This is a genomic window from Burkholderia sp. Bp9015, assembly GCF_003853505.1.
In the GTDB taxonomy this organism is placed as follows: Bacteria; Pseudomonadota; Gammaproteobacteria; order Burkholderiales; family Burkholderiaceae; genus Burkholderia.
Genome location: NZ_QTPZ01000004.1, coordinates 277,712 through 298,405 on the forward strand (window position 1 = coordinate 277,712; position 20,694 = coordinate 298,405).

The window sequence follows — 20,694 nt, forward strand, 5'->3', positions numbered from 1 at the left end:
CGGCGGCGGCACGCGACGAGCGGCCGGCGCTTCCGGCCGCATTGAGAGGAGAGACGAACGATGCAGAAAGACCATCTCGCGCTGCACCCCGCTTCGACGGGCGCCGCCGCAACCGATGCGCATGGCGCGCCGGCCGTCACGAAGCGCGGCGCGATCGCGGCGGCCGTGATCGGCAACTGGCTGGAGTTCTTCGATTTCACCGTGTACGGCTTTTTCGCGGTGCTGATCGGCAAGCTGTTCTTCCCGTCGAGCGATCCGACCACGTCGCTCTTGCTGTCGGTCGCGACGTTCGCCGCCGGTTTCTTCACGCGGCCGCTCGGCAGCGTCGTGCTCGGCGTCTATGCGGACCGCAAGGGCCGCAAGGCCGCGCTGAACCTGACCATCATGCTGATGGCGCTCGGCACCGGCCTGATCGCGATCGCGCCGACCTACGCGCAGGTCGGCGTGGCCGCGCCGCTGCTGGTGGTCTTCGCGCGGCTGATGCAGGGCTTCTCGCAGGGCGGCGAGTTCGGCGCGGCGACGTCCACGCTGATCGAGCAGGGCGGCACGTCGCATCGCGCGTTCCGCGCGAGCTGGCAGCTCGCGACGCAGGGCGGTGCGGCGCTGATGGGTTCGGGCTTCGCGGCGCTGCTGTCGAACACGCTGACGAAGGACGCGCTCGAGGGCTGGGGCTGGCGCCTGCCGTTCCTCGTGGGCGTGCTGATCGCGCCGGTGGGCATGTACTTGCGGCGCCGGCTCGCGGACGATGCGCCCGGCGACAACCACCACGGGATCGAACGCGGCGTGCTGCGCGAACTGTTCTCGCAGCACACGCGCACGGTGCTGCTGCTGATGCTGACGGTGATGGGCGGCACGGTGTCGACCTACATCCTGACCTTCTACATGCCGACCTATGCGATCCACACGCTCGGGCTGCCGATGAAGCTGTCGATGTTCGTCGGCGTCGCGTCGGGCTGCGTGATGCTGGTGACGTGTCCGCTGTTCGGCTGGCTGTCGGATCGCCTCGGCAGCCGGCGCCTGCCGATCTTCGTCGGGCGCGGCGTGCTGGTGCTGCTGCTGTTCCCGGCGTTCTGGCTGATGAACCATCATCCGACGCTGTCGGTGATCCTGCCGCTGACCGCGCTGATGCTGCTGTTCTATTCGCTCGGGTCGGCTTCCGAAATGGCGCTGATGTGCGAATCGCTGCCGCGCCATGTACGCGCGACGGGCATCTCGATCGCGTATGCGCTCGCGGTGACGATCTTCGGCGGCACCGCGCAGCTGATCGCGACCTGGCTGGTGAAGACGACGGGCAGCAAGCTCGCGCCGGCCGGCTATGTGGCCGCGTGCGTGGTGCTGTCGCTGATCGCGGTCGCGATGCTGCGCGAGACGGCGCGCGAGTCGATGGACTGATGCGGGATGCCGCTGTCCGAAGCGACGCGGTGCAATTTCGTTCTCGTCAAATTGACGGGGCTGTGCCGCATCCTTTAATTGGGCGATGCGGAGGGAGCTCCGCGTTCCGAGAGAAGGACGTTGCAAGCAGAGTCTGAGGGTTGAGCGGGCGGCTTATGCCGCCCGTCTTTATATCCGCGCTATCCGCGTTTATATGCGCGAATGACCGTGTTGCCGATCCGGCGGGCGAAGTCACCGCTCACCCGCGCCGCGCGACCAGTTCCGACACCGTCTGCGCGGCCTGCTGCAGCGGCCCGAGAAACTCCCTCACCATCTGCTTCGCGGTGTGCCGCTGCGCGTTGCCGCTGATGTTCATCGCGGCGATCACCTGTCCGCGCCGGTTGCGGATCGGCGCGGAGATCGACATCAAGCCCACTTCGAGTTCCTGGTCGACCACGGCCCAGCCTTGCTGGCGCACCTGTGCGATCGTCGCCTTCAGTTCGCCGATGTCGGTGATCGTGCGCGGCGTATGCGCGCGGATGCCGCTCTGCGCGAGCGTTTCGTCGAGCGCCGCGTCGTCGAGCGCGGACAGCAGCACGCGGCCCATCGACGTGCAGTACGCGGGCAGGCGGCTGCCGATCGACAGGTTGATCGTCATGATCTTGCGGGTCGGCACGCGCAGCACGTAGACGATCTCGGTGCGGTCGAGCACGGCGGCCGAGCAGCTTTCGTGGATCTGCGCGGACAACTGCTCCATCACCGGATCGGCGAGATTCCAGAACGGCATCGACGTGAGATACGCGAAGCCGAGCTCGAGGATCTTCGGCGTGAGCCGGAACAGCCGGCCGTCCGCCTCGACGTAGCCGAGCGTCTGCAGCGTCAGCAGGATCCGGCGTGCGCCGGCGCGCGTGAGCCCGGTGGCCGAGGCGACCTCGGTGAGCGTCTGCTCCGGGCGCTGGGCGTCGAATGCGCGGATCACCGCGAGGCCGCGCGCGAACGACTGCACATAAGAGTCGCCCGGTTTCGTCTGGATGTCTTCGGTTGTCATGAACGGTCGGATTGTCGTGCAGCCGAGAAGATAGCGCATGGGGCCTGACACGCCAACCGCACGGCGGACCGGGCGCTTGACAGGTCGTCCCCGCACTCCCTATGATGCGTTGAGCGTTCGATACACGATCTTATGTTCGTATATAGAACATTTAAGCGCATCCCGGCGGGCAAAGCAAGGGGCGCGTTTCACTCACTTCCCAGCTTGCATGAGACCGGAGACACTGATGACCGAAGCTTTTCTGTGTGATGCGATTCGTACCCCGATCGGCCGCTACGGCGGCGCGCTCTCCGGCGTGCGCGCCGACGACCTCGGCGCGGTGCCGCTCAAGGCGCTCGTCGAGCGCAACCGCGACGTCGACTGGACGGCGATCGACGACGTGATCTACGGCTGCGCGAACCAGGCCGGCGAGGACAACCGCAACGTCGCGCGCATGTCTGCGCTGCTCGCGGGTTTGCCGGAGGGCGTGCCGGGTTCGACGATCAACCGCCTGTGCGGTTCCGGGATGGACGCGGTCGGCGTGGCCGCGCGCGCGATCAAGTCGGGCGAGGCCGCGCTGATGGTGGCCGGCGGCGTCGAAAGCATGACGCGCGCGCCGTTCGTGATGGGCAAGGCCGCCAGCGCGTTCGCGCGCCAGGCCGACATCTACGACACGACGATCGGCTGGCGCTTCGTCAATCCGCTGATGAAACAGCTGCATGGCGTCGATTCGATGCCGGAGACGGCCGAAAACGTCGCTGTCGACTACAACGTCAGCCGCGCCGATCAGGACCTGTTCGCGCTGCGCAGCCAGCAGAAGGCCGCGCGTGCGCAGCAGGACGGCACGCTTGCCGAGGAAATCGTGTCGGTCACGATTCCGCAGAAGAAGGGCGATCCGGTCGTCTTTGCGCGTGACGAGCATCCGCGCGAAACGTCGCTCGAGACACTCGCGAAGCTGAAGGGCGTCGTGCGCCCGGACGGCTCGGTGACGGCCGGCAACGCGTCGGGCGTCAACGACGGCGCCGCCGCGCTGCTGCTCGCGAACGCGGAAGCCGCGAAGCGCTTCGGCCTGACGCCGCGTGCGCGCGTGCTCGGTATCGCGACGGCTGGCGTCGCGCCGCGCGTGATGGGCATCGGCCCGGCGCCGGCCACGCAGAAGCTGCTCGCGCGGCTCGGGATGACGATCGATCAGTTCGACGTGATCGAGCTGAACGAGGCGTTCGCGTCGCAGGGTCTCGCGGTGCTGCGCATGCTCGGCGTCGCCGACGACGATCCGCGCGTGAACCCGAACGGCGGCGCGATCGCGCTCGGCCATCCGCTCGGCGCGTCGGGCGCGCGTCTCGTGACGACCGCGATGTACCAGCTGCATCGCACCAACGGCCGCTTCGCACTGTGCACGATGTGCATCGGCGTCGGCCAGGGTATCGCGATCGCGATCGAGCGCGTCTGATCGCGCGATGCGGCGAAGCGCGCGGAATGCGCGCCGCTTGGCCGTACCTTTCCGGACGATGTGGCCGGCACGAGAAGATCGTCGTGTCGGCCACATCGTCATTCAGCCTCGTGATAGCCGCGCGATGCGCGCCGCGAGCGCGTCGATCTCGGTATCCGCGAACACCTCGATGCCATGCTGGCGCAGCAACGCCGCCGTCACACCGGCGCCGGCATGCCGCCGGCCCGCAAAACTCCCGTCGTAAATGAAGCTGCTTCCGCACGACGGACTTCCGTCCGCCAGGATCGCGAAGCGGCAGTCGTGCGCGCGTGCCAGCGCGAGCGCGGTGTGCGCGCCGTCGACGAACGGGGCCGTCACGTCGGTGCCGTGCACGTCGACGATGCGCGCGGCACCCGACAGCACGCGTTGCCCCGATTCGCCTGCCGCGATCTCGGCGGGCGGACGCGGCACGCTCAATCCGCCTGCCAGTTCCGGACACACGGGCACCAGGCGCCCTTCGCGCCGCCATCGTGCGAGCGTGTCATGCGCGGCGGTCCTCGCCGAGCCGTTGTAGCGGACGGGGTGGCCGAGCACGCACATGCTGACGAGGATCTTCGGCGTGACCGGCGGCTGCGGCGGGTTCTGCAATGTCGTTCTCCGTGCGGGTGTTGTCGGGCGAGCGGAAATGTTGCGCGCGGGTGGCGTTCGCGCGCGTCAGGCCGTCGGCGCTTCCAGATGGATGTCCTCCGGCTCGAGCGCGTACAACGCCGGGTCGGGCGATGCGCTGACGGTGAAACCGAGGCGCAGGTAGAAGTCGATCGTGCGCTGCGACGGCGTCGCGGACACGTAGAGCCGTGCGGCGCCCATCGTCCGTGCCTGCGCGCGGGCCGCGCGATAGAGATGCTCGCCGAGCCCGCAACCGCGCCAGTCCCGGCTCACGTGCAGGAACTTCAGCTGCAGCATGTCGCGTCGCGGGCCGAGCGGATCGGCATCCACGATGACCGCCGCGACCAGCCGTGCGCCGTCGAACATGCCGAGACACCAGCCGCCGCGATCGTGGCAGTCGAGCAGGATCGGCGTGTAGTGCTCGGCTTCGCCGTCGGGCCAGCCGCGCACGTCGTAGAAGTCGGGGACGAGCTGCAGTTCGCCGTCGCGCAGCGCGTACAGATGATGGATGATCTCGCGCCGGTCGATGGTCCAGACGAGCGGCAGTTCGTCGCGGGTGAGCAGGCGTGCCGAGAGTGCGTCGCGTTCGGTGGCGGTGCGGCGTGTCATGCGGTGGTCCGGTGTGCAGCGCGTTGCGTGTGGTTGGGTGGGTGCGGCCGCGTGCCTGCTGCGGCGCCGCGCATGTCGTGCATGTCGTGCGTTTGCGGAACACGCATCGTGTCGCGATCGCGGAAAAGCGCGGCCTGATCGTGTCTATCGCCGTCATGCGCAGGCCGTGCCGTATTCCGGGGCGGCCGATTCAATTGCAGCCGGGATTTTTTCATCGAGTTCAAATGCCGGTCGAATGGAGCAGATCAGGCAGAGTCGTTTCGCTGCGCGCAACGGCTGCGCAGATCGGCTCGTTGCGCGGGGTTATTCCATAAAGCATCGGTTCACTTTCGCAAAGCGTCGGATGTGATTATCGCCGGATGACTTGATCGAAATCATGCAGATGACCGAATTCGATCTTTCATGCGCTTCCGGATTAAGGTTTTTCCGGAGGGTGCCGACAGCAAGGACGAGACCGTCGTAAAGCGATAAACCGTTTTTCGGCTACTGAGCGCGATTTTCGCGCTGCGCGGATCCTGCAGCCGGATCCGCCTTTCGGAGCCCTGCATGCGCAACAACCAGCCTGTCACCCAACAAGAATTTGAATTTCCCGACGACGTCACGCTGATGTCGACCACCGATGCGGACAGCATCATCACATACGCGAATACGACGTTCGCGTATGTGAGCGGCTTCTCGACCGACGAACTCGTCGGCGAGCCGCACAACGTCGTGCGGCACCCGGACATGCCGAAAGAGGCGTTCGCCGACATGTGGGCGACGCTGAAGAACGGCGAACCGTGGACGGCGCTCGTGAAGAACCGCCGCAGGAACGGCGATCACTACTGGGTGCGCGCGAACGCGGTGCCGGTGATGCGCGACGGGCAGCCGACGGGCTACATGTCGGTGCGTACCAGCGCGCCGCGCGACGAGATCGCGGCGGCCGACGCGCTGTACCGCGCGTTCCGCGAAGGCAAGGCCGGCAATCGCCGTTTCCACAAGGGGCTGATCGTCCGTACCGGGCTGATGCGTGTCGCGTCGCTGTTCCAGACGATGTCGGTGCGCGCGCGCGTTCATTCGACCCTGTGCGTGCTGGCGCCGGCCGTCGTCAGCGCGGGGTGGGCGTGCGGGCTGACCGGCGGCGGGCTCGCGGCGTTTGCCGGTGCGGCGGTCGGTGTGGCGGTGGCGGCCGGCCTGTGGCTCGACGCACAGATCGTGCGTCCGCTGATTCAGTTGCGCGACCAGGCGTTGCGCGTCGCGACCGGCGCAAGCCGCCGCGGCGTGCGGATGAACCGCGTCGACGAGATCGGCATGACGTTGCGTACGATCAACCAGCTCGGGCTGATGTTCCGCTGGCTCGTCGACGACGTCAGCGAGCAGGTGCACAACGTGCAACGCGCGAGCAACGAGATCGCCCAGGGCAACAACGACCTGAGCGCGCGCACCGAACAGGCCGCGTCGAGCGTGCAGGAGACCGCCGCGTCGATGGCCGAGATGACGGCCACCGTCGACAGCAATGCGGAGACCGCACTGCAAGCGAACCGGCTCGCCGTGTCCGCGAGCGAGGCGGCCGAGCGCGGCGGGCAGGCGGTGAGCGAAGTCGTCACGACGATGAACGACATTACCGACAGCTCGCGCAGGATCGCCGACATCATCGGCGTGATCGACGGCATCGCGTTCCAGACCAACATCCTTGCGCTGAATGCGGCGGTCGAGGCGGCGCGCGCGGGCGAACAGGGGCGCGGTTTCGCGGTGGTCGCCGGCGAGGTGCGGGCGCTCGCGCAACGCAGCGCGAACGCGGCGAAGGAAATCAAGACACTGATCGGCGCGAGCGTCGAGCGGGTCGAATCGGGCGCCCGGATCGTCGACGGCGCGGGCAAGACGATGGAGGACATCGTCACGCAGGTGAAGCGCGTGTCGGACCTGATCGCGGAAATCAGCTCGTCGACGGCCGAGCAGAGCACCGGGGTCGCGCAGGTCGACCAGGCGGTCGTGCATCTGGACAACATCACGCAGCAGAACGCGGCGCTGGTCGAGCAGAGCGCGGCGGCGTCGGAAAGCCTGAAGCAGCAGGCGACGCGGCTCGTGGACGCGGTGAACGTGTTTCGGTGATCGTCGGGGGCGCGCTCCCGCCACTGCGAGGCAACGCGAAGCAAATCGGGGCAAGGCGGCGAAATCCCCGATTTTCGTTTCGATTTACATGAATTAAACGAGAGGGATTCGCATTCTCGATTCAGGATCGACTCGTGAATCCCGTCGGAACAAGCGCCGGAATAGTCGGATGATTGATGGCGCAAGTATTTGATAAAGCTGGATTTTATTTACATATAAACAAAATGTTCGGCTGGATCAAGATGATGCGAAATTCATGCATATTTACCCGAAGCCGGCATAATGTTTTCGCCGGATTTGCCGAAAGCGCAGGAGTCTGATCGAACGCATGCGGGACGACCGCGATGCGGACGGTCCCGGTTCAATCCACAAGCGGACGCCAAGATCCGCAACCTGGGAACTCCACACCATGCGCAATAACCAGCCTGTCACGCAACGCGAATTCGAATTTCCCGACGACGCGACGCTGATGTCGACCACCGACGCGGACAGTTACATCAAGTACGCGAATGCCGCGTTCATCCAGGTCAGCGGATTTTCCCCCGAGGAGATCGAAGGCCAGCCGCACAACGTCGTGCGACACCCGGACATGCCGAAGGAGGCGTTCGCCGACATGTGGGCGACGCTGAAGAACGGCGAACCGTGGACCGCGCTCGTGAAGAACCGCCGCAAGAACGGCGATCATTACTGGGTCCGTTCGAATACGGTGCCGGTGATGCGCAACGGGCAGCCGACGGGTTACATGTCGGTGCGCACCAAGGCGTCGCGCGACGAGATCGCGGCGGCCGACGCGCTGTACCGCGCATTCCGCGAAGGCAAGGCCGGCAATCGCCGATTCCACAAGGGGCTGATCGTCCGTACCGGGCTGATGCGTGTCGCGTCGCTGTTCCAGACGATGTCGGTGCGCGCGCGCGTTCATTCGACCCTGTGCGTGCTGGCGCCGGTCGTCGTCGGCGCGGGGTGGGCGTGCGGGCTGACCGGCGGCGGGCTCGCGGCGTTTGCCGGTGCGGCGGTCGGTGTGGCGGTGGCGGCCGGCCTGTGGCTCGACGCACAGATCGTGCGTCCGCTGATTCAGTTGCGCGACCAGGCGTTGCGCGTCGCGACCGGCGAGAGCCGCTCGGGCGTGGCGATGAACCGGGTCGACGAGATCGGCATGACCTTGCGCACGATCAACCAGCTCGGGCTGATGTTCCGCTGGCTCGTCGACGACGTCAGCGAGCAGGTGCACAACGTGCAGCGCGCGAGCAACGAGATCGCGCAAGGCAACAACGACCTGAGCGCGCGCACCGAACAGGCGTCGACCAGCGTGCAGCAGACGGCTGCGTCGATGGCCGAGATGACGGCCACCGTATCGAGCAACGCGGAGACGGCGCTGCAGGCTAACCAGTTGTCGGTTTCGGCGAGCGAGGCGGCCGAGCGCGGCGGACGGGCGGTGAGCGAAGTCGTCACGACGATGAGCGACATCACGGCGAGTTCGCACAAGATTTCCGACATCATCGGCGTGATCGACGGCATCGCGTTCCAGACCAACATCCTCGCGCTGAACGCGGCGGTCGAGGCGGCGCGCGCGGGCGATCAGGGGCGAGGCTTCGCGGTGGTCGCCGGCGAGGTGCGGGCGCTCGCGCAGCGCAGTGCGAACGCGGCGAAGGAAATCAAGACACTGATCGGCGCGAGTGTCGACCGGGTCGAATCGGGCGCACGGATCGTCGACGGCGCGGGCAAGACGATGGAGGACATCGTCACGCAGGTAAAGCGCGTGTCGGACCTGATCGCGGAGATCAGCTCGTCGACGGCCGAGCAGAGCACCGGGGTCGCGCAGGTCGACCAGGCGGTCGTGCATCTGGACAACATCACGCAGCAGAACGCGGCGCTGGTCGAGCAGAGCGCGGCGGCGTCGGAAAGCCTGAAGCAGCAGGCGACGCGGCTTGTGGATGCGGTGAACGTGTTTCGTTGAAGGCGGGCAAGGCCGGTGACGCGGGCACGGCGGAGACGCGCGGCCCGCGCGTCACCTCCACGGGGGGCGCAGATCAAATCAGCGCCGGTTGCAACGGTGCACGGTGCTCGCGAACCTTGACGATCCGGTATTCGTTGCGAAGCCCTTCGTCGGTGACGATCTGCGTCTGGCGCAGATCGACGACCAGCACGTCGCCCTTTCCGAAGCGCTCGCCGGCATCGACCTTCGCGATGAACCGTTCGTCGTCCAGCGACGTATAGAACGCGGACGTGCCGTCGTGCACGCGCCATTTGTTGCCGTCCTTGAACACGACGGATTCGAGCTTCAGCATCTTGAGTGCGATCGTGTCGGTGACGATTTCGCCGGGATCGTCGCTGCTCGCGAACGTACCGAGTTCGTCGCGTTCGATCGAGAGTTCGACGATGTCGTCGCGGACGATGCCGAAGCTGTCGATGCCGTCATGTTCGAGCGGCGAGAGCATTTTCTGCAGGTTGACGCGAACGGCCCGGTTCCGATACAGCCGGACGATGGGTTCATCGACGACGAAGCATTCCTGCTCCGACATCCAGATCTTGACATGCGCTCCGTCCGGCTCGGTGCGATGCGGTTTGCGCCCGCGCAGCGTGCGAATGAGGCCGATCAGCCCGCCGCCACCGATGATCCCCAATGCGGCGAGGATTGCCAGTGCGTTGCTGAACGCATTGGCGTTCGGCCCGGCGAACAGGTCGCGGATCTGGCTCGCGAGCGGCTGGACGAAGATCAGCTCTGCATGGAATGAGCCAGCCTTGAAGCCGCCCCTGACCTCGAGACGAACCTCGGAGTGGTCGCCATTGAGTTCCTTGTTGGCGGACGAGAACAGGTCGGCGATCGCGAGCAGCACCGGTGCGAGGTCACGCACGTCCATCCGGTGCTCGCCGAGCGCGGGCCCGTCGTAGACGACGTTGAACGGCTGGTGATTGCTCGGCCCGCCGCGCTTTTCCTCGGGCGGGTACGTACGACGATCGGCTGATCCGACGCTCATATGCGGGCTCCCTTCGTGCGGGGCGCGATGCCGGGACGGGTGCGAGGAAGCGCGACGAGGGCGCGGTGCGCGGGGGATACGCAGGTCGGGCGGGCGGAGGAACTGTTCATGCGCAGGCAAACCGGATCGAGGTGGAACGCTCAATCTAGCGGCTGGCAGCGGGACGAGAAATGAGACTTGAACGAAATTGCCGAACGGCATGACGTTTGGCCGATGCGGCATCGACGTCGCGCACGGAACGCGTGCCGACATCGCGCACGGCAAGGTGACGCGGGCACGGCGGAGAGGAGGTACCGGCCCGCGTCGTGACCGCCCGGTTCCGGCCGGGCGGTCAGGGCCTGTCGCCGAAGCGCCAGGCCCCGAACCGTCAGACGGCGAGGCAGAGGTACTTGATCACGACGTAGTCGTCGATGCCGTAATGCGAGCCTTCACGGCCGAGGCCCGACTGCTTGACGCCGCCGAACGGCGCGACTTCGTTCGAGATCAGGCCCGTGTTCACGCCGACCATCCCGTACTCGAGCGCTTCGGCGACTTTCCACACGCGGCCGATGTCGCGGCTGTAGAAGTACGCGGCGAGACCGAACTCGGTGTCGTTCGCGAGGCGGATCACCTCGTCGTCGCTGCCGAACTTGAACAGCGGCGCGAGCGGCCCGAACGTCTCTTCCTTCGCGACCTTCATCGCCGGCGTGACGCCCGTCAGCACGGTCGGCTCGAAGAAGCCGTGGCCGAGCGCGTGGCGCTTGCCGCCCGTCACGACGGTCGCACCTTTCGCGAGCGCGTCCTCGATGTGCGCCTCGACCTTCAGCACGGCCGCTTCGTTGATCAGCGGACCCTGCGTGACGCCCGGCTCCGTGCCGCGGCCGACCTTCAACTGGCCGACCGCTGCCGCGAGCTTCTGCGCGAACTGCTCGTACACGGCTTCGTGCACGTAGAAGCGGTTCGTGCACACGCACGTCTGGCCGCTGTTGCGGTACTTCGATGCGATCGCGCCCTGCACGGCGGCATCGAGATCGGCGTCGTCGAACACGATGAACGGTGCGTTGCCGCCGAGTTCCAGCGACACCTTCTTGACCGTCGCCGCGCATTGCGACATCAGCAGGCGGCCGACCGGCGTCGAGCCGGTGAACGACAGCTTGCGCACGATCGGGTTCGACGTCAGCTCGCCGCCGATCGCCTTCGGATCGCCGGTGACGACGCTGAACACGCCGGCCGGCACGCCCGCGCGTTCGGCCAGCACGGCCATCGCGAGGGCCGAGAACGGCGTCGCCTCGGCCGGTTTCACGACGATCGGGCAGCCTGCCGCGAGCGCCGGACCGACCTTGCGGGTGATCATCGCCGCCGGGAAGTTCCACGGCGTGATCGCCGCGCACACGCCGATCGCTTCCTTCGTCACGACGATGCGCTTGTCGCTCGCCGGCGTCGGGATCGTGTCGCCGTACACGCGCTTGCCTTCCTCCGCGAACCACTCGAGGAACGACGCCGCGTAGCCGATCTCCCCCTTCGCCTCGGCGAGCGACTTGCCCTGCTCGGTGGTCAGGATCAGCGCGAGGTCGTCGGCGTTTTCCATCATCAGGTCGTGCCACTTGCGCAGGATCGCCGCGCGCTCCTTCGCGGTCTTCTTGCGCCATGCCGGCCATGCGGCGTTCGCGGCCTCGATTGCGTGGCGCGTCTCGGCCGTGCCCATCGCCGGCACGGTGCCGAGCAGGCCGCCGGTTGCCGGATTGCGGACCTCGAACGACTCGCCGTTCGCCGCGCCTTGCCATTCGCCGTTGACATACGCCTGCTGGCGGAACAGCGACGGATCTTTCAGTGCCAGGGTTTCCTGAACGGTGCTCATATGAATCGCCTGCCTTGAAAATGACGGATAAAAAGGCCGCCGCCGTCCTGACGACGGCGGCGGCGCATTCGGTTGACGTGGACCGGAACTCAGGCCGGCACGCCGACCGTTTCCTTCAGCACTTCCTCGAGGATCACGAGCGCTTCGTCGAACACGGCCTGCGGGATCGTCAGCGGGAACAGGAAGCGCACGACGTTCGAGTACACGCCGCACACGAGCAGCAGCAGCCCGCGCTCGAGCGCGCGCGTCTGCACGCGCTTCGTGAATTCCGCGTCCGGCTCGCCCGAACCCGGCTTCAGGAACTCGACCGCGATCATCGCGCCCGGGCCGCGCACGTCGGCGATCTGCGGGACGTCGGCCTGCAGCGAATTCAGCTTCGCCTTCAGCACGTCGCCGAGTTGCGTCGCACGTTCGCACAGCTTCTCTTCGTCGATGATCTCGAGCACCGCGTGCGCCGACGCGACGGCCAGCGGGTTGCCCGCATAGGTGCCGCCGAGGCCGCCGGGCGCCGCTGCGTCCATCACGTCCGCACGGCCGACGACGCCCGACAGCGGCATGCCGCCCGCGAGGCTCTTCGCCATCGTGATCAGGTCGGCCAGCACGTCGTAGTGCTGCATCGCGAACAGCTTGCCGGTACGCGCGAAGCCAGTCTGCACTTCGTCGGCGATCAGCAGGATGCCGTGCTCGTTACAGATCTTGCGCAGCGCGCGCACGAACTCGGCCGGCGCCGGGTTGAAGCCGCCTTCGCCCTGGACCGGTTCGAAGATGATCGCGGCGACGCGCTTCGGATCGATGTCGGCCTTGAACAGCATCTCGATCGCCTTGATCGAGTCGGCCGTCGTCACGCCGTGCAGCGCGTTCGGGTACGGGGCGTGGAACACGTCGCCCGGGAACGGGCCGAAGTTCAGCTTGTACGGGGCGACCTTGCCGGTCAGCGCCATGCCCATCATCGTGCGGCCGTGGAAGCCGCCCGAGAACGCGATCACGCCCGGCCGGCCGGTCGCGGCGCGCGCGATCTTGATCGCGTTTTCGACGGCTTCGGCGCCGGTCGTGAAGAACGCGGTCTTCTTCGGGAAGTCGCCCGGCGCGCGTTCGTTGATCTTTTCCGCCAGCTCGACGTACGACGCGTACGGGACGATCTGGTAAGCGGTGTGCGTGAAGCTGTTCAGTTGATCCGCGATCGCCTTGACGATCTTCGGGTGGCGGTGGCCAGTGTTCAGCACCGCGATGCCGGCGGCGAAATCGATGAAGCGGCGGCCTTCGACATCCCACAGCTCCGCGTTCTCGGCGCGGGCTGCGTAGAAATCGCACATCACGCCGACGCCGCGCGGGGTGGCGGCGTTCTTGCGGGCCTGCAGGTCGGCATTCTTCACGGTCATCTCCTTGATGTTCTGTCCGGTGGGATAAAAATCGGCCGCATTGGCAGCCCATGGAGGCGACTATAATCACATTTGGCTCTGGTAATCAGAGCCATTTCAATAAATATTCAGGAGCCAATCATGCGCGCAAGCGTGTTGTCGGACTGGCTGGCGCAGCGCCTCGTGCGCGGCGGCGAACAGCCGATCTACCGGCAGCTGCACCGGCTGCTGCAGCAGGCGATCCTGTCGCGCGAACTGCCGGCCGGCACGCGCGTGCCGTCGTCGCGGCTGCTGGCGGCCGAGCTCGGGATCGCCCGCAACACGGTCACGCAGGTTTACGAACAGCTTGCGCTCGAAGGTTATGTGAACTCGGCGACGGGGCGCGGCACGTTCGTCGCCGACAGCGCGCCGGACGAGATCGTCGGCGCGTCGCCCGACCCGGCCGCCGGCCCGGCGGTGGCGCCATCGTCCGCGCGGCGGCTGTCGGCGCGCGGCACGCGGCTCGTCGAGGGCGCGGGCGTGTCGAAGCGCCAGGGTGGCGCGTTCATGCCCGGCGTGCCCGATGTGTCGCGCTTTCCGGCGCGCGTGTGGACGCGGCTGCACAACAAGTACTGGCGGAGATTGCGCCCCGATTTGCTCACCTACGCGCCGGGCGGCGGGCTCGCGCTGCTGCGCGAGGCGCTGGCCGACTACCTGCGCACGTCGCGTTCGGTGCGTTGCACACCCGAGCAGATCGTGATCACGACCGGGATCCACCAGTCGATCGACCTCGCGGTGCGGCTCCTGACCGATCCGGGCGACGCGATCTGGACCGAGGATCCGTGCTACTGGGGCGTGCGCAGCGTGCTGAACGTGTCGGGGCTGACCACGCGGCCGATTCCGGTCGACGACGAAGGGATCGCGCCGTCGGCCGCCGATCTCGCCGAGCCGCCGAAGCTGATGCTCGTCACGCCGTCGCACCAGTATCCGCTCGGGATGGTGATGAGTCTCGCGCGGCGGCGGATGCTGCTCGAATACGCGCGCCAGCACGGCTGCTGGATCATCGAGGACGACTACGACAGCGAATTCCGCTACGGCAGCCGGCCGCTCGCGTCGCTGCAGGGGCTCGATACGGCCGGGCAGGTGATCTACGTCGGCAGTTTCGGCAAGACGCTGTTCCCGGGGCTGCGGGTCGGGTATCTGGTCGCGCCGGAGCCGCTCGCCGAGAGCTTCGCGACCGCGAGCGCCGAGCTGTATCGCGAAGGGCAGCTGCTGCAGCAGGCGGTGCTCGCCGAGTTCATCGCGGAAGGGCACTTCGTGTCGCATATCCGCAAGATGCGCACGCTGTACGGGCAGCGCCGCGAGGTGCTGCTCGATGCGGTCGCGCGCCGCTACGGCGACACGCTGCAGGCACTCGGCAGCGATGCGGGGCTGCATCTCGTCACGCGGCTGCCGGACGGGGTCGACGATCGCGCGGTCGCGCAGGCCGCGCTCGAACGCAACATCGTCGTGCGGCCGCTGTCCGGTTACTACGCGGAGCGCGAGCGCGCGGCGTCGGGGTTGCTGCTCGGCTATGCGTGCGTGCCGGAGGACGAGATCGCGACGGCGTTCGCGACGCTGGCCGAGGCGATCGACGAGCGGGCGTTCGACGGGATGATTGCGGCGGCTTGACGTGTGCGGCAGTTGAGGTGACGACCCACGCTCGAGACGGCAGAGCGCGATGCGAAAGTCACGTATGAGAGGGAGTCGATATGGATCAGCGTTTTCAAGCAGGTCCAGGGCAATTGTCTCCGCGGTGCGGAGACAATTGCCTCGCCTGGAAAAACCTCGGCTGCAAGCACACAACGGCCCGACTGCCGAGTGCACCGGACCTGCCGTGACTGCCGGTCCTTCCTGAGGGCGTACGCACGCGCGTCAAAGCCGGATCAACGCCGCGCCCGCGACCACCAGCGCGCATGCGGCGAGCCGCTGCGCGCCGGGCCGCTCGCGCATCACGAACCAGCCGATCGCGACCGCGAAGATCGAGCTTGTCTCGCGCAGCGCCGATACCGTCGCGACCGGCAGATGCCGGTACGCGAGAATCACGATTCCATAGGCGGCGAGCGAGATCGTGCCGGCGATCGCGCCTTGCCGCAGCGACGCGCGCGAACCGAACACCACGCGCGGGCCGCCGCGCATCGCGCACACCAGCACGAGCTGCGGCACGCTCCACAGCAGATAAACCCACGCGATATAGCCGAGTGCGCTGCCCGACACACGCGAGCCGATGCCGTCGCAGATCGAATACGCGGCGATGAACACGCCCGTGAGCAGTGCGTACGGCACGCCTTCGCCGGAGAACCGGAAGCCGCGCCGCAACGCGAGCGACATGATGCCGAACGACACGAGCGCAATGCCTGCGAAGCCGAACGGCGTCGGTCGCTCGTGCAGCATCGCGAGCGCCAGCACCGATACGAGCAGCGGCGAGATCCCGCGCGCGATCGGGTAGATCTGCCCGAACTCGCCGTTGCGGTATGCACGCGCCAGCGTGAAGCAGTACGCGACCTCGAGCACGGCCGACGCCGCGACATACGGCCACGCGGCGGGCGCTGGCGCGGGCAGCAGTACAACGCCCGCGATGCCGAACGCGAGATACGGCAGCGACATCGTGCCGAGCTGGACGAGACGGTCTTCGCTCACGTGGAGGAATGCATTCCAGATCGCGTGCAAGAGGGCGGAGCACAGCACGAGGCCGATGAACAGGTGATCCATGAATGAGCGAGCGGACGAGGGCGGGCGGCGTCAATTATGTGGGTGCCGGGCGCGCTCGCGCGGAATTGTCGATAATAGAACGTTGTTATTCACCGGATGCCGACGATGACCGAAGCCCCCCTCACCCCGCCCGCCGTTCCGCGCCTAACGAGCCTGTCGCATGGCGGCGGCTGCGGCTGCAAGATCGCGCCGGGCGTGCTGTCCGAGCTGCTGAAGCGGGCGACGCCGCCCGCGCTGTTCCCGGACCTGCTGGTCGGCACCGAGACCTCCGACGACGCGGCCGTCTATCGGCTGAACGACGAGCAGGCGATCGTCGCGACGACCGACTTCTTCATGCCGATCGTCGACGATCCGTTCGACTTCGGCCGCATCGCGGCCACCAACGCGCTGTCCGACGTCTACGCGATGGGCGGCAAGCCGATTCTCGCGCTCGCGCTGGTCGGGATGCCGATCAACGTGCTGCCGCACGAGACGATCGCGGCCGTGCTGCGCGGTGGCGAATCGGTGTGCGCGGATGCCGGCATTCCGGTCGCGGGCGGCCATTCGATCGATTCGGTCGAGCCGATCTACGGGCTCGCGGCGATCGGCGTCGTGCATCCGTCGCGCGTGAAGCGCAACGCGGCCGCGCGCGCGGGCGACGTGCTCGTGCTCGGCAAGCCGCTCGGCGTCGGCGTGCTGTCGGCCGCGCTGAAGAAGAACCAGCTCGACGACGCGGGCTATGCGCAGATGGTGGCGACGACCACCAAGCTGAACCGGCCGGGCGCCGAACTCGCCGCGCTGCCGGGCGTGCATGCGCTGACCGACGTCACGGGCTTCGGGCTGCTCGGCCATACGCTCGAACTGGCGCGCGGCGCGAAGCTGACCGCACGCGTGCATTACGCGTCGCTGCCGTGGCTGGCGGGCGTCGAGGCATTCGTCGCCGACGGCGTGTTCACCGGCGCATCGGGCCGCAACTGGGCCGCATATGGCGCCGACGTGCGGCTCGCCGACTGGCTGCCGCCCGTCGCGCAGGCGCTGCTGACCGATCCGCAGACGTCCGGCGGCCTGCTGGTCGCGTGCGCGCCGGATGCCGTCGACGACGTGCTCGCGTGCTTCCGCGCCGACGGCTTCGACCGTGCGGCCGTGATCGGCGAGATGGTGGACGGGCCCGCGCGCGTCGACGTCGCCTGACGCGGTTTTTTTCACGCTGGATCGCTGTCGGTCGCTAGAATCGATGCCTTCCCTCGAAGGCATCGACGACCGATGAACGATTTCCTGTTCGGGCCGTGGATCGAGAGCCACGCAAGGCTCGTCGTGGTTTGCATCCAGTCATTCGCATCGACGTCGACTCGTGCGTCGGTCGATCAGATAGTATTCCTGATGTTATTGCGCGGCGCGCATGTCGATCCCGTCCGCGTTTCATGCGAATCCTGGAGCCGCGCACACCGCCCGCCGTTTCGTAGTCGGGTTCCGCATCGCACACGCGCGTTCTATACTCCCTCGCGCAGTCTCCGAGAGCCGTTCTCACCCAACATCACCGAAACAAGGAACGCCGATGCTGACTCGCTCCATCCTTTCCGCAGCTGCATTCTCGCTTGCCGCCTGTGCGACCGCGCCGTCGATTGCGCAGAACAACCAGGGCAACGATGGGGGCAACGCCGCATTCGCCGAGACCGGTGCACAGGGCCGCCCGGTCAAGGTCATGATCATCACGATGTTCGGTCCGGAAGGCCAGGCATGGCTCGACCGGCTCGGCCCGTGGCGCGACATCACCGTGCCCGGCCTGTCGCCCGACTATCCGGCCGTTCACTGCAACAAGCAGGACGTGTGCGTGGTGACGACCGGCATGGGCTACGCGAACGCGTCCGCGACGATCATGGCGCTCACGTTCTCGCAGCGTTTCGACCTGCGCCGCACGTACTTCCTCGTGTCGGGCATCGCGGGCGTCGACCCCGCGCAAGGCACGGTCGGTTCCGCCGCCTGGTCGAAATACCTGGTCGACTTCAGCCTGCAGTGGGAACTCGATGCGCGCGAGATTCCAGCAGGCTGGAATACCGGCTTTCTCGGCATCAATACGAAGAGCCCGAACGACAAGCCGCCGCTCGACTACCGCACCGAAGTATTCCAGCTCAACCCGCAGCTGACCGATGCCGCGTATGCGCTGTCGCGCAACGTCGTGCTCGCCGACAGCGCGCAGGCCCAGGCCGCGCGCGCGAAGTTCACGTATGCGCCGGCGAATCGGCCGCCGACGGTGATCCAGTGCGACACGTCATCGGGCAATACGTGGTTCTCGGGCACGCTGATCGGCGAGCGCGCGCGCCAGTGGACCAAGATCCTCACCGACGGCAAGGGCACCTACTGCATGACCGCGCAGGAAGACAACGCGACGTATGAAGCGCTCAAGCGCGCGGCGAGCGTGAAGCGGGTCGACCTGTCGCGCGTCGCGGTGCTGCGCACGGGTTCCGATTTCGACCGGCCGTATGCAGGGCAGACGAGCGCGGACAATCTGCTGAACTATGCGGACCAGGGTGGTTTCGCCCCGGCGACCGAAAACCTGTACCGCGCGGGCAATCCGCTCGTTCAGGACATCGTCACGCACTGGGGCGAATGGCGCGACGGCGTGCCGCGCCGGTGAGGGGGTAGCGCCGCGCTGGAGTCACTCGATCATTCACGCGTGGCCGGGCTCCGGGCGAGTCGATATCGCCTGGAGCGACCGGATTGGGGCCCGCGGGACCGGCTGCGGAGGATCACGGGCCGGGGCGCGCGAGTTTGAGTTCGATGCGCGTATATTCCGGCCCCAATAGCTGCATGGGCGCAGTCTCACCGTGCTCGTCCGTCATGCCGATGTATTGCGTGGCACTGGTGCTGATCCGGTAGCAGGTATGCGTTAGCAGCCGGTGGTCTTGATTTCGCAAAAGCAAGGTCTGGTTGCGCGTGCGTGCGGTCCAGCGCTCCGTTGTCACGAAACGTGCCGACGTGGGTTCACGACTGTCGCCGCATGAAAAGCGGCTCGAGTCGGGCTCGGGCCCCGGCATTTCGGGTGTCGGTGCATGACTGGCGACACCGGGCGTACCTGCCGAGTTGCAAAGACTCTGACAGCCCGCAGGCGGGCATTTCGGGACGAACTGGACCCAAAGCTGCTTCCTGTCATCGGGATCGAGCTTGCCGTTCCTGCGCGACACGATTCGCTCGTCGATGTAAATGTCGTCGGGCGACATTCCGAGTTGCACGAGAAACGATTTCATCTGCGCACCGCGTTGCCGCGCGAGTTGATTAGGGCGGCTTTCCCAATCGTAGGCCGTCGCGTCGATCGAGACCGCCGCCCCTTCGCGCGTCCATTCCCTGGCGGTCAGGTAGTGTCTGACGACGGAGAGTCTGTCGCTGTTGGCGATTTCGGCCGAATTCAGCGGCAGTTCCATGCTGTCGGTCAACAGGACCTTGCACGCATTGGCCTGTATCGGGAGTGACAGGAGGGCGCCGAATATGACAGAGAGGGCACGTCGCATGAGTTGCTCCGATTCAACGTGCCAGAATGAACCACGCGATGTTGTCTGCATTACCGATCGCCATGCCCGGGTAGCGTTTCGCGAACTGGGCGCTGGCCCGTCGACCGTATGCCGCTGGATGGTCGCCCGCGTCGAAAGTGTCTGCAAAATGCGCGCATTCGTGAACGATGGTCAATTGCTGCGAGGAGAGGTTCCCGGCTGATCGCTCGGGTAGCGAGCAGAACGGGAGATTGATGGCGATTGTATGAGTTGCGGTGTCGGAGCGACAGACATGCGCGACCTCGGCGTCGAGATGTTTCATGTTTGGAAGACATCCTGTTGCGCGGTCGGCATCGGAACCGATGCGGACGAAATTTTCTGGCCCGAGCGTGGCCATCACCCTGGCGAGGGCGTCGAGCCCTGAAGTAAGTCTGCGTCTTGTATCGCTATTTGCCGAGCCGAACCACTCGATCACTCGTGCTTCCGTGGCCGGGTTCCAGAGCATCAGTTCCCTGCGCCGTCGCAGTGTGATCTCGACTGCTTCGTCCCGCAATTCGAGCATCCGTTTCCTGAACGCCGCGTCCGTCATGTTCGGACAGATGGGTGGTCCATCGAGAGATACACCAGGCAGTGGCGATGTTGTCATAGGCACTCTCCATATGGATATCATTTGGAGTGCTGATGCTAAGTGCCTGAAGTAGGACCGAAGGTGTACCAGATTTCGGTCGATGCAACGAATGAGTATTGGGAAGTGTGAATGGAAGGTGGGAAAGACGGCGGGTTCTTGCGGCGAACAAGCAACCTTTCGCTGGCTCAACCGGCGTGATGATCTGGATTGAGCCCGCTGGACATGCAATATACAGCCGATCGACCATCGACTACGATGGCAAGCGCGACCGGCAGACTAATCAGCTCGTGTCAATCGCTGTATCGGGCATGGATGCGACTTGGTCGCTGGATTGACCTTGGATAACGTCACCAATTGTGTCGCTACACTGGTGCAGTGACTACGGCACAAATATGCCGTAGTGGCCGACGCTTCGCCCCGGCGACCGAAAACCTGTACCGCGCGGGCAATCCGCTCGTTCAGGACATCGTCACGCACTGGGGCGAATGGCGCGACGGCGTGCCGCGCCG

General features: G+C 66.5%; 17 protein-coding genes. 8 read left to right on the forward strand and 9 right to left on the reverse strand.

What is annotated here, in order from left to right; genetic code table 11:
- Positions 1 to 60 precede the first annotated feature (60 nt).
- Positions 61 to 1,392, forward strand: a complete 1,332-nt coding sequence (locus DIE12_RS07335; protein WP_044845778.1) for an MFS transporter — start codon at positions 61 to 63, stop codon at positions 1,390 to 1,392.
- Between the two features lie 238 nt (positions 1,393 to 1,630).
- Here DIE12_RS07335 and DIE12_RS07340 read toward each other — a convergent pair whose 3' ends face one another.
- Entirely contained in the window at positions 1,631 to 2,419 is a 789-nt protein-coding gene (locus tag DIE12_RS07340; RefSeq protein WP_185500311.1) for an IclR family transcriptional regulator, read from the reverse strand.
- 226 nt (positions 2,420 to 2,645) lie between these two features.
- Here DIE12_RS07340 and pcaF point away from each other — a divergent pair, with 226 nt between their 5' ends.
- Entirely contained in the window at positions 2,646 to 3,848 is a 1,203-nt protein-coding gene (gene pcaF / locus DIE12_RS07345; protein WP_124486146.1) for a 3-oxoadipyl-CoA thiolase, read from the forward strand.
- A gap of 102 nt (positions 3,849 to 3,950) precedes the next feature.
- Here the strand turns inward: pcaF and DIE12_RS07350 are convergent, their stop codons facing one another.
- Both DIE12_RS07350 and DIE12_RS07355 read right to left on the reverse strand, forming a co-directional pair.
- Positions 3,951 to 4,427 carry a DUF523 domain-containing protein gene (locus DIE12_RS07350; RefSeq protein WP_409333439.1) on the reverse strand — a complete coding sequence of 159 codons (477 nt, stop codon included), beginning with the start codon at positions 4,425 to 4,427 and terminating at the stop codon, positions 3,951 to 3,953.
- Between the two features lie 114 nt (positions 4,428 to 4,541).
- Positions 4,542 to 5,102, reverse strand: a complete 561-nt coding sequence (locus tag DIE12_RS07355; RefSeq protein ID WP_124486148.1) for a GNAT family N-acetyltransferase — start codon at positions 5,100 to 5,102, stop codon at positions 4,542 to 4,544.
- A gap of 546 nt (positions 5,103 to 5,648) precedes the next feature.
- On the opposite strand from DIE12_RS07355, the gene DIE12_RS07360 reads away from it, so the two are divergent.
- Together DIE12_RS07360 and DIE12_RS07365 are read left to right on the forward strand one after the other, a co-directional pair.
- Positions 5,649 to 7,193, forward strand: a complete 1,545-nt coding sequence (locus DIE12_RS07360) for a PAS domain-containing methyl-accepting chemotaxis protein (protein ID WP_124486149.1) — start codon at positions 5,649 to 5,651, stop codon at positions 7,191 to 7,193.
- Positions 7,194 to 7,602: 409 nt separating this feature from the next.
- A complete protein-coding gene (locus DIE12_RS07365) occupies positions 7,603 to 9,147 on the forward strand; it encodes a PAS domain-containing methyl-accepting chemotaxis protein (protein WP_124486150.1) in 1,545 nt (514 codons plus the stop codon).
- Between the two features lie 73 nt (positions 9,148 to 9,220).
- Here DIE12_RS07365 and DIE12_RS07370 read toward each other — a convergent pair whose 3' ends face one another.
- The 3 genes from DIE12_RS07370 to DIE12_RS07380 form a co-directional block, all read right to left on the reverse strand.
- Entirely contained in the window at positions 9,221 to 10,369 is a 1,149-nt protein-coding gene (locus DIE12_RS07370) for a hypothetical protein (RefSeq protein WP_260427251.1), read from the reverse strand.
- 166 nt (positions 10,370 to 10,535) lie between these two features.
- Entirely contained in the window at positions 10,536 to 12,005 is a 1,470-nt protein-coding gene (gabD, locus tag DIE12_RS07375) for an NADP-dependent succinate-semialdehyde dehydrogenase (protein ID WP_124486151.1), read from the reverse strand.
- A gap of 89 nt (positions 12,006 to 12,094) precedes the next feature.
- Positions 12,095 to 13,378 carry a 4-aminobutyrate--2-oxoglutarate transaminase gene (locus DIE12_RS07380; protein WP_124486152.1) on the reverse strand — a complete coding sequence of 428 codons (1,284 nt, stop codon included), beginning with the start codon at positions 13,376 to 13,378 and terminating at the stop codon, positions 12,095 to 12,097.
- A gap of 126 nt (positions 13,379 to 13,504) precedes the next feature.
- On the opposite strand from DIE12_RS07380, the gene DIE12_RS07385 reads away from it, so the two are divergent.
- Positions 13,505 to 15,013 carry a PLP-dependent aminotransferase family protein gene (locus tag DIE12_RS07385; RefSeq protein ID WP_124486153.1) on the forward strand — a complete coding sequence of 503 codons (1,509 nt, stop codon included), beginning with the start codon at positions 13,505 to 13,507 and terminating at the stop codon, positions 15,011 to 15,013.
- A gap of 243 nt (positions 15,014 to 15,256) precedes the next feature.
- Here the strand turns inward: DIE12_RS07385 and DIE12_RS07390 are convergent, their stop codons facing one another.
- Positions 15,257 to 16,093 carry a DMT family transporter gene (locus DIE12_RS07390; RefSeq protein WP_124486154.1) on the reverse strand — a complete coding sequence of 279 codons (837 nt, stop codon included), beginning with the start codon at positions 16,091 to 16,093 and terminating at the stop codon, positions 15,257 to 15,259.
- A 105-nt stretch (positions 16,094 to 16,198) separates the two neighbouring features.
- Between DIE12_RS07390 and selD the strand changes: the two genes are divergently transcribed.
- Complete coding sequence (gene selD / locus DIE12_RS07395) at positions 16,199 to 17,263, forward strand: selenide, water dikinase SelD (RefSeq protein WP_124486155.1); 1,065 nt, start codon at positions 16,199 to 16,201, stop codon at positions 17,261 to 17,263.
- Between the two features lie 364 nt (positions 17,264 to 17,627).
- The gene (locus tag DIE12_RS07400) at positions 17,628 to 18,707 is read left to right on the forward strand and encodes a purine nucleoside permease (protein ID WP_124486156.1); all 1,080 of its coding nucleotides are present in this window, start codon (positions 17,628 to 17,630) and stop codon (positions 18,705 to 18,707) included.
- 112 nt (positions 18,708 to 18,819) lie between these two features.
- Here the strand turns inward: DIE12_RS07400 and DIE12_RS07405 are convergent, their stop codons facing one another.
- Positions 18,820 to 19,578, reverse strand: a complete 759-nt coding sequence (locus DIE12_RS07405; RefSeq protein ID WP_124486157.1) for a hypothetical protein — start codon at positions 19,576 to 19,578, stop codon at positions 18,820 to 18,822.
- Positions 19,579 to 19,591: 13 nt separating this feature from the next.
- Positions 19,592 to 20,203 (reverse strand): M35 family metallo-endopeptidase, encoded by a 612-nt coding sequence (locus tag DIE12_RS07410; protein ID WP_260426217.1) that lies wholly within the window; start codon positions 20,201 to 20,203, stop codon positions 19,592 to 19,594.
- Positions 20,204 to 20,539: 336 nt separating this feature from the next.
- Here DIE12_RS07410 and DIE12_RS39025 point away from each other — a divergent pair.
- Positions 20,540 to 20,694 (forward strand): hypothetical protein (locus tag DIE12_RS39025; protein ID WP_185702671.1); only part of this gene is annotated, 155 nt, incomplete at its 3' end.

Excerpts from the sequence above, each read along its gene's own strand:
- DIE12_RS07335 (WP_044845778.1), top strand. The coding sequence starts at position 61 with ATGCAGAAAGACCATCTCGCGCTGCACCCCGCTTCGACGGGCGCCGCC.
- DIE12_RS07340 (WP_185500311.1), bottom strand. The coding sequence starts at position 2,419 with ATGACAACCGAAGACATCCAGACGAAACCGGGCGACTCTTATGTGCAG.
- pcaF (WP_124486146.1), top strand. The coding sequence starts at position 2,646 with ATGACCGAAGCTTTTCTGTGTGATGCGATTCGTACCCCGATCGGCCGC.
- DIE12_RS07350 (WP_409333439.1), bottom strand. The coding sequence starts at position 4,427 with ATGTGCGTGCTCGGCCACCCCGTCCGCTACAACGGCTCGGCGAGGACC.
- DIE12_RS07355 (WP_124486148.1), bottom strand. The coding sequence starts at position 5,102 with ATGACACGCCGCACCGCCACCGAACGCGACGCACTCTCGGCACGCCTG.
- DIE12_RS07360 (WP_124486149.1), top strand. The coding sequence starts at position 5,649 with ATGCGCAACAACCAGCCTGTCACCCAACAAGAATTTGAATTTCCCGAC.
- DIE12_RS07365 (WP_124486150.1), top strand. The coding sequence starts at position 7,603 with ATGCGCAATAACCAGCCTGTCACGCAACGCGAATTCGAATTTCCCGAC.
- DIE12_RS07370 (WP_260427251.1), bottom strand. The coding sequence starts at position 10,369 with ATGCCGTTCGGCAATTTCGTTCAAGTCTCATTTCTCGTCCCGCTGCCA.
- gabD (WP_124486151.1), bottom strand. The coding sequence starts at position 12,005 with ATGAGCACCGTTCAGGAAACCCTGGCACTGAAAGATCCGTCGCTGTTC.
- DIE12_RS07385 (WP_124486153.1), top strand. The coding sequence starts at position 13,505 with ATGCGCGCAAGCGTGTTGTCGGACTGGCTGGCGCAGCGCCTCGTGCGC.
- DIE12_RS07390 (WP_124486154.1), bottom strand. The coding sequence starts at position 16,093 with ATGGATCACCTGTTCATCGGCCTCGTGCTGTGCTCCGCCCTCTTGCAC.
- selD (WP_124486155.1), top strand. The coding sequence starts at position 16,199 with ATGACCGAAGCCCCCCTCACCCCGCCCGCCGTTCCGCGCCTAACGAGC.
- DIE12_RS07400 (WP_124486156.1), top strand. The coding sequence starts at position 17,628 with ATGCTGACTCGCTCCATCCTTTCCGCAGCTGCATTCTCGCTTGCCGCC.
- DIE12_RS07405 (WP_124486157.1), bottom strand. The coding sequence starts at position 19,578 with ATGCGACGTGCCCTCTCTGTCATATTCGGCGCCCTCCTGTCACTCCCG.
- DIE12_RS07410 (WP_260426217.1), bottom strand. The coding sequence starts at position 20,203 with ATGACAACATCGCCACTGCCTGGTGTATCTCTCGATGGACCACCCATC.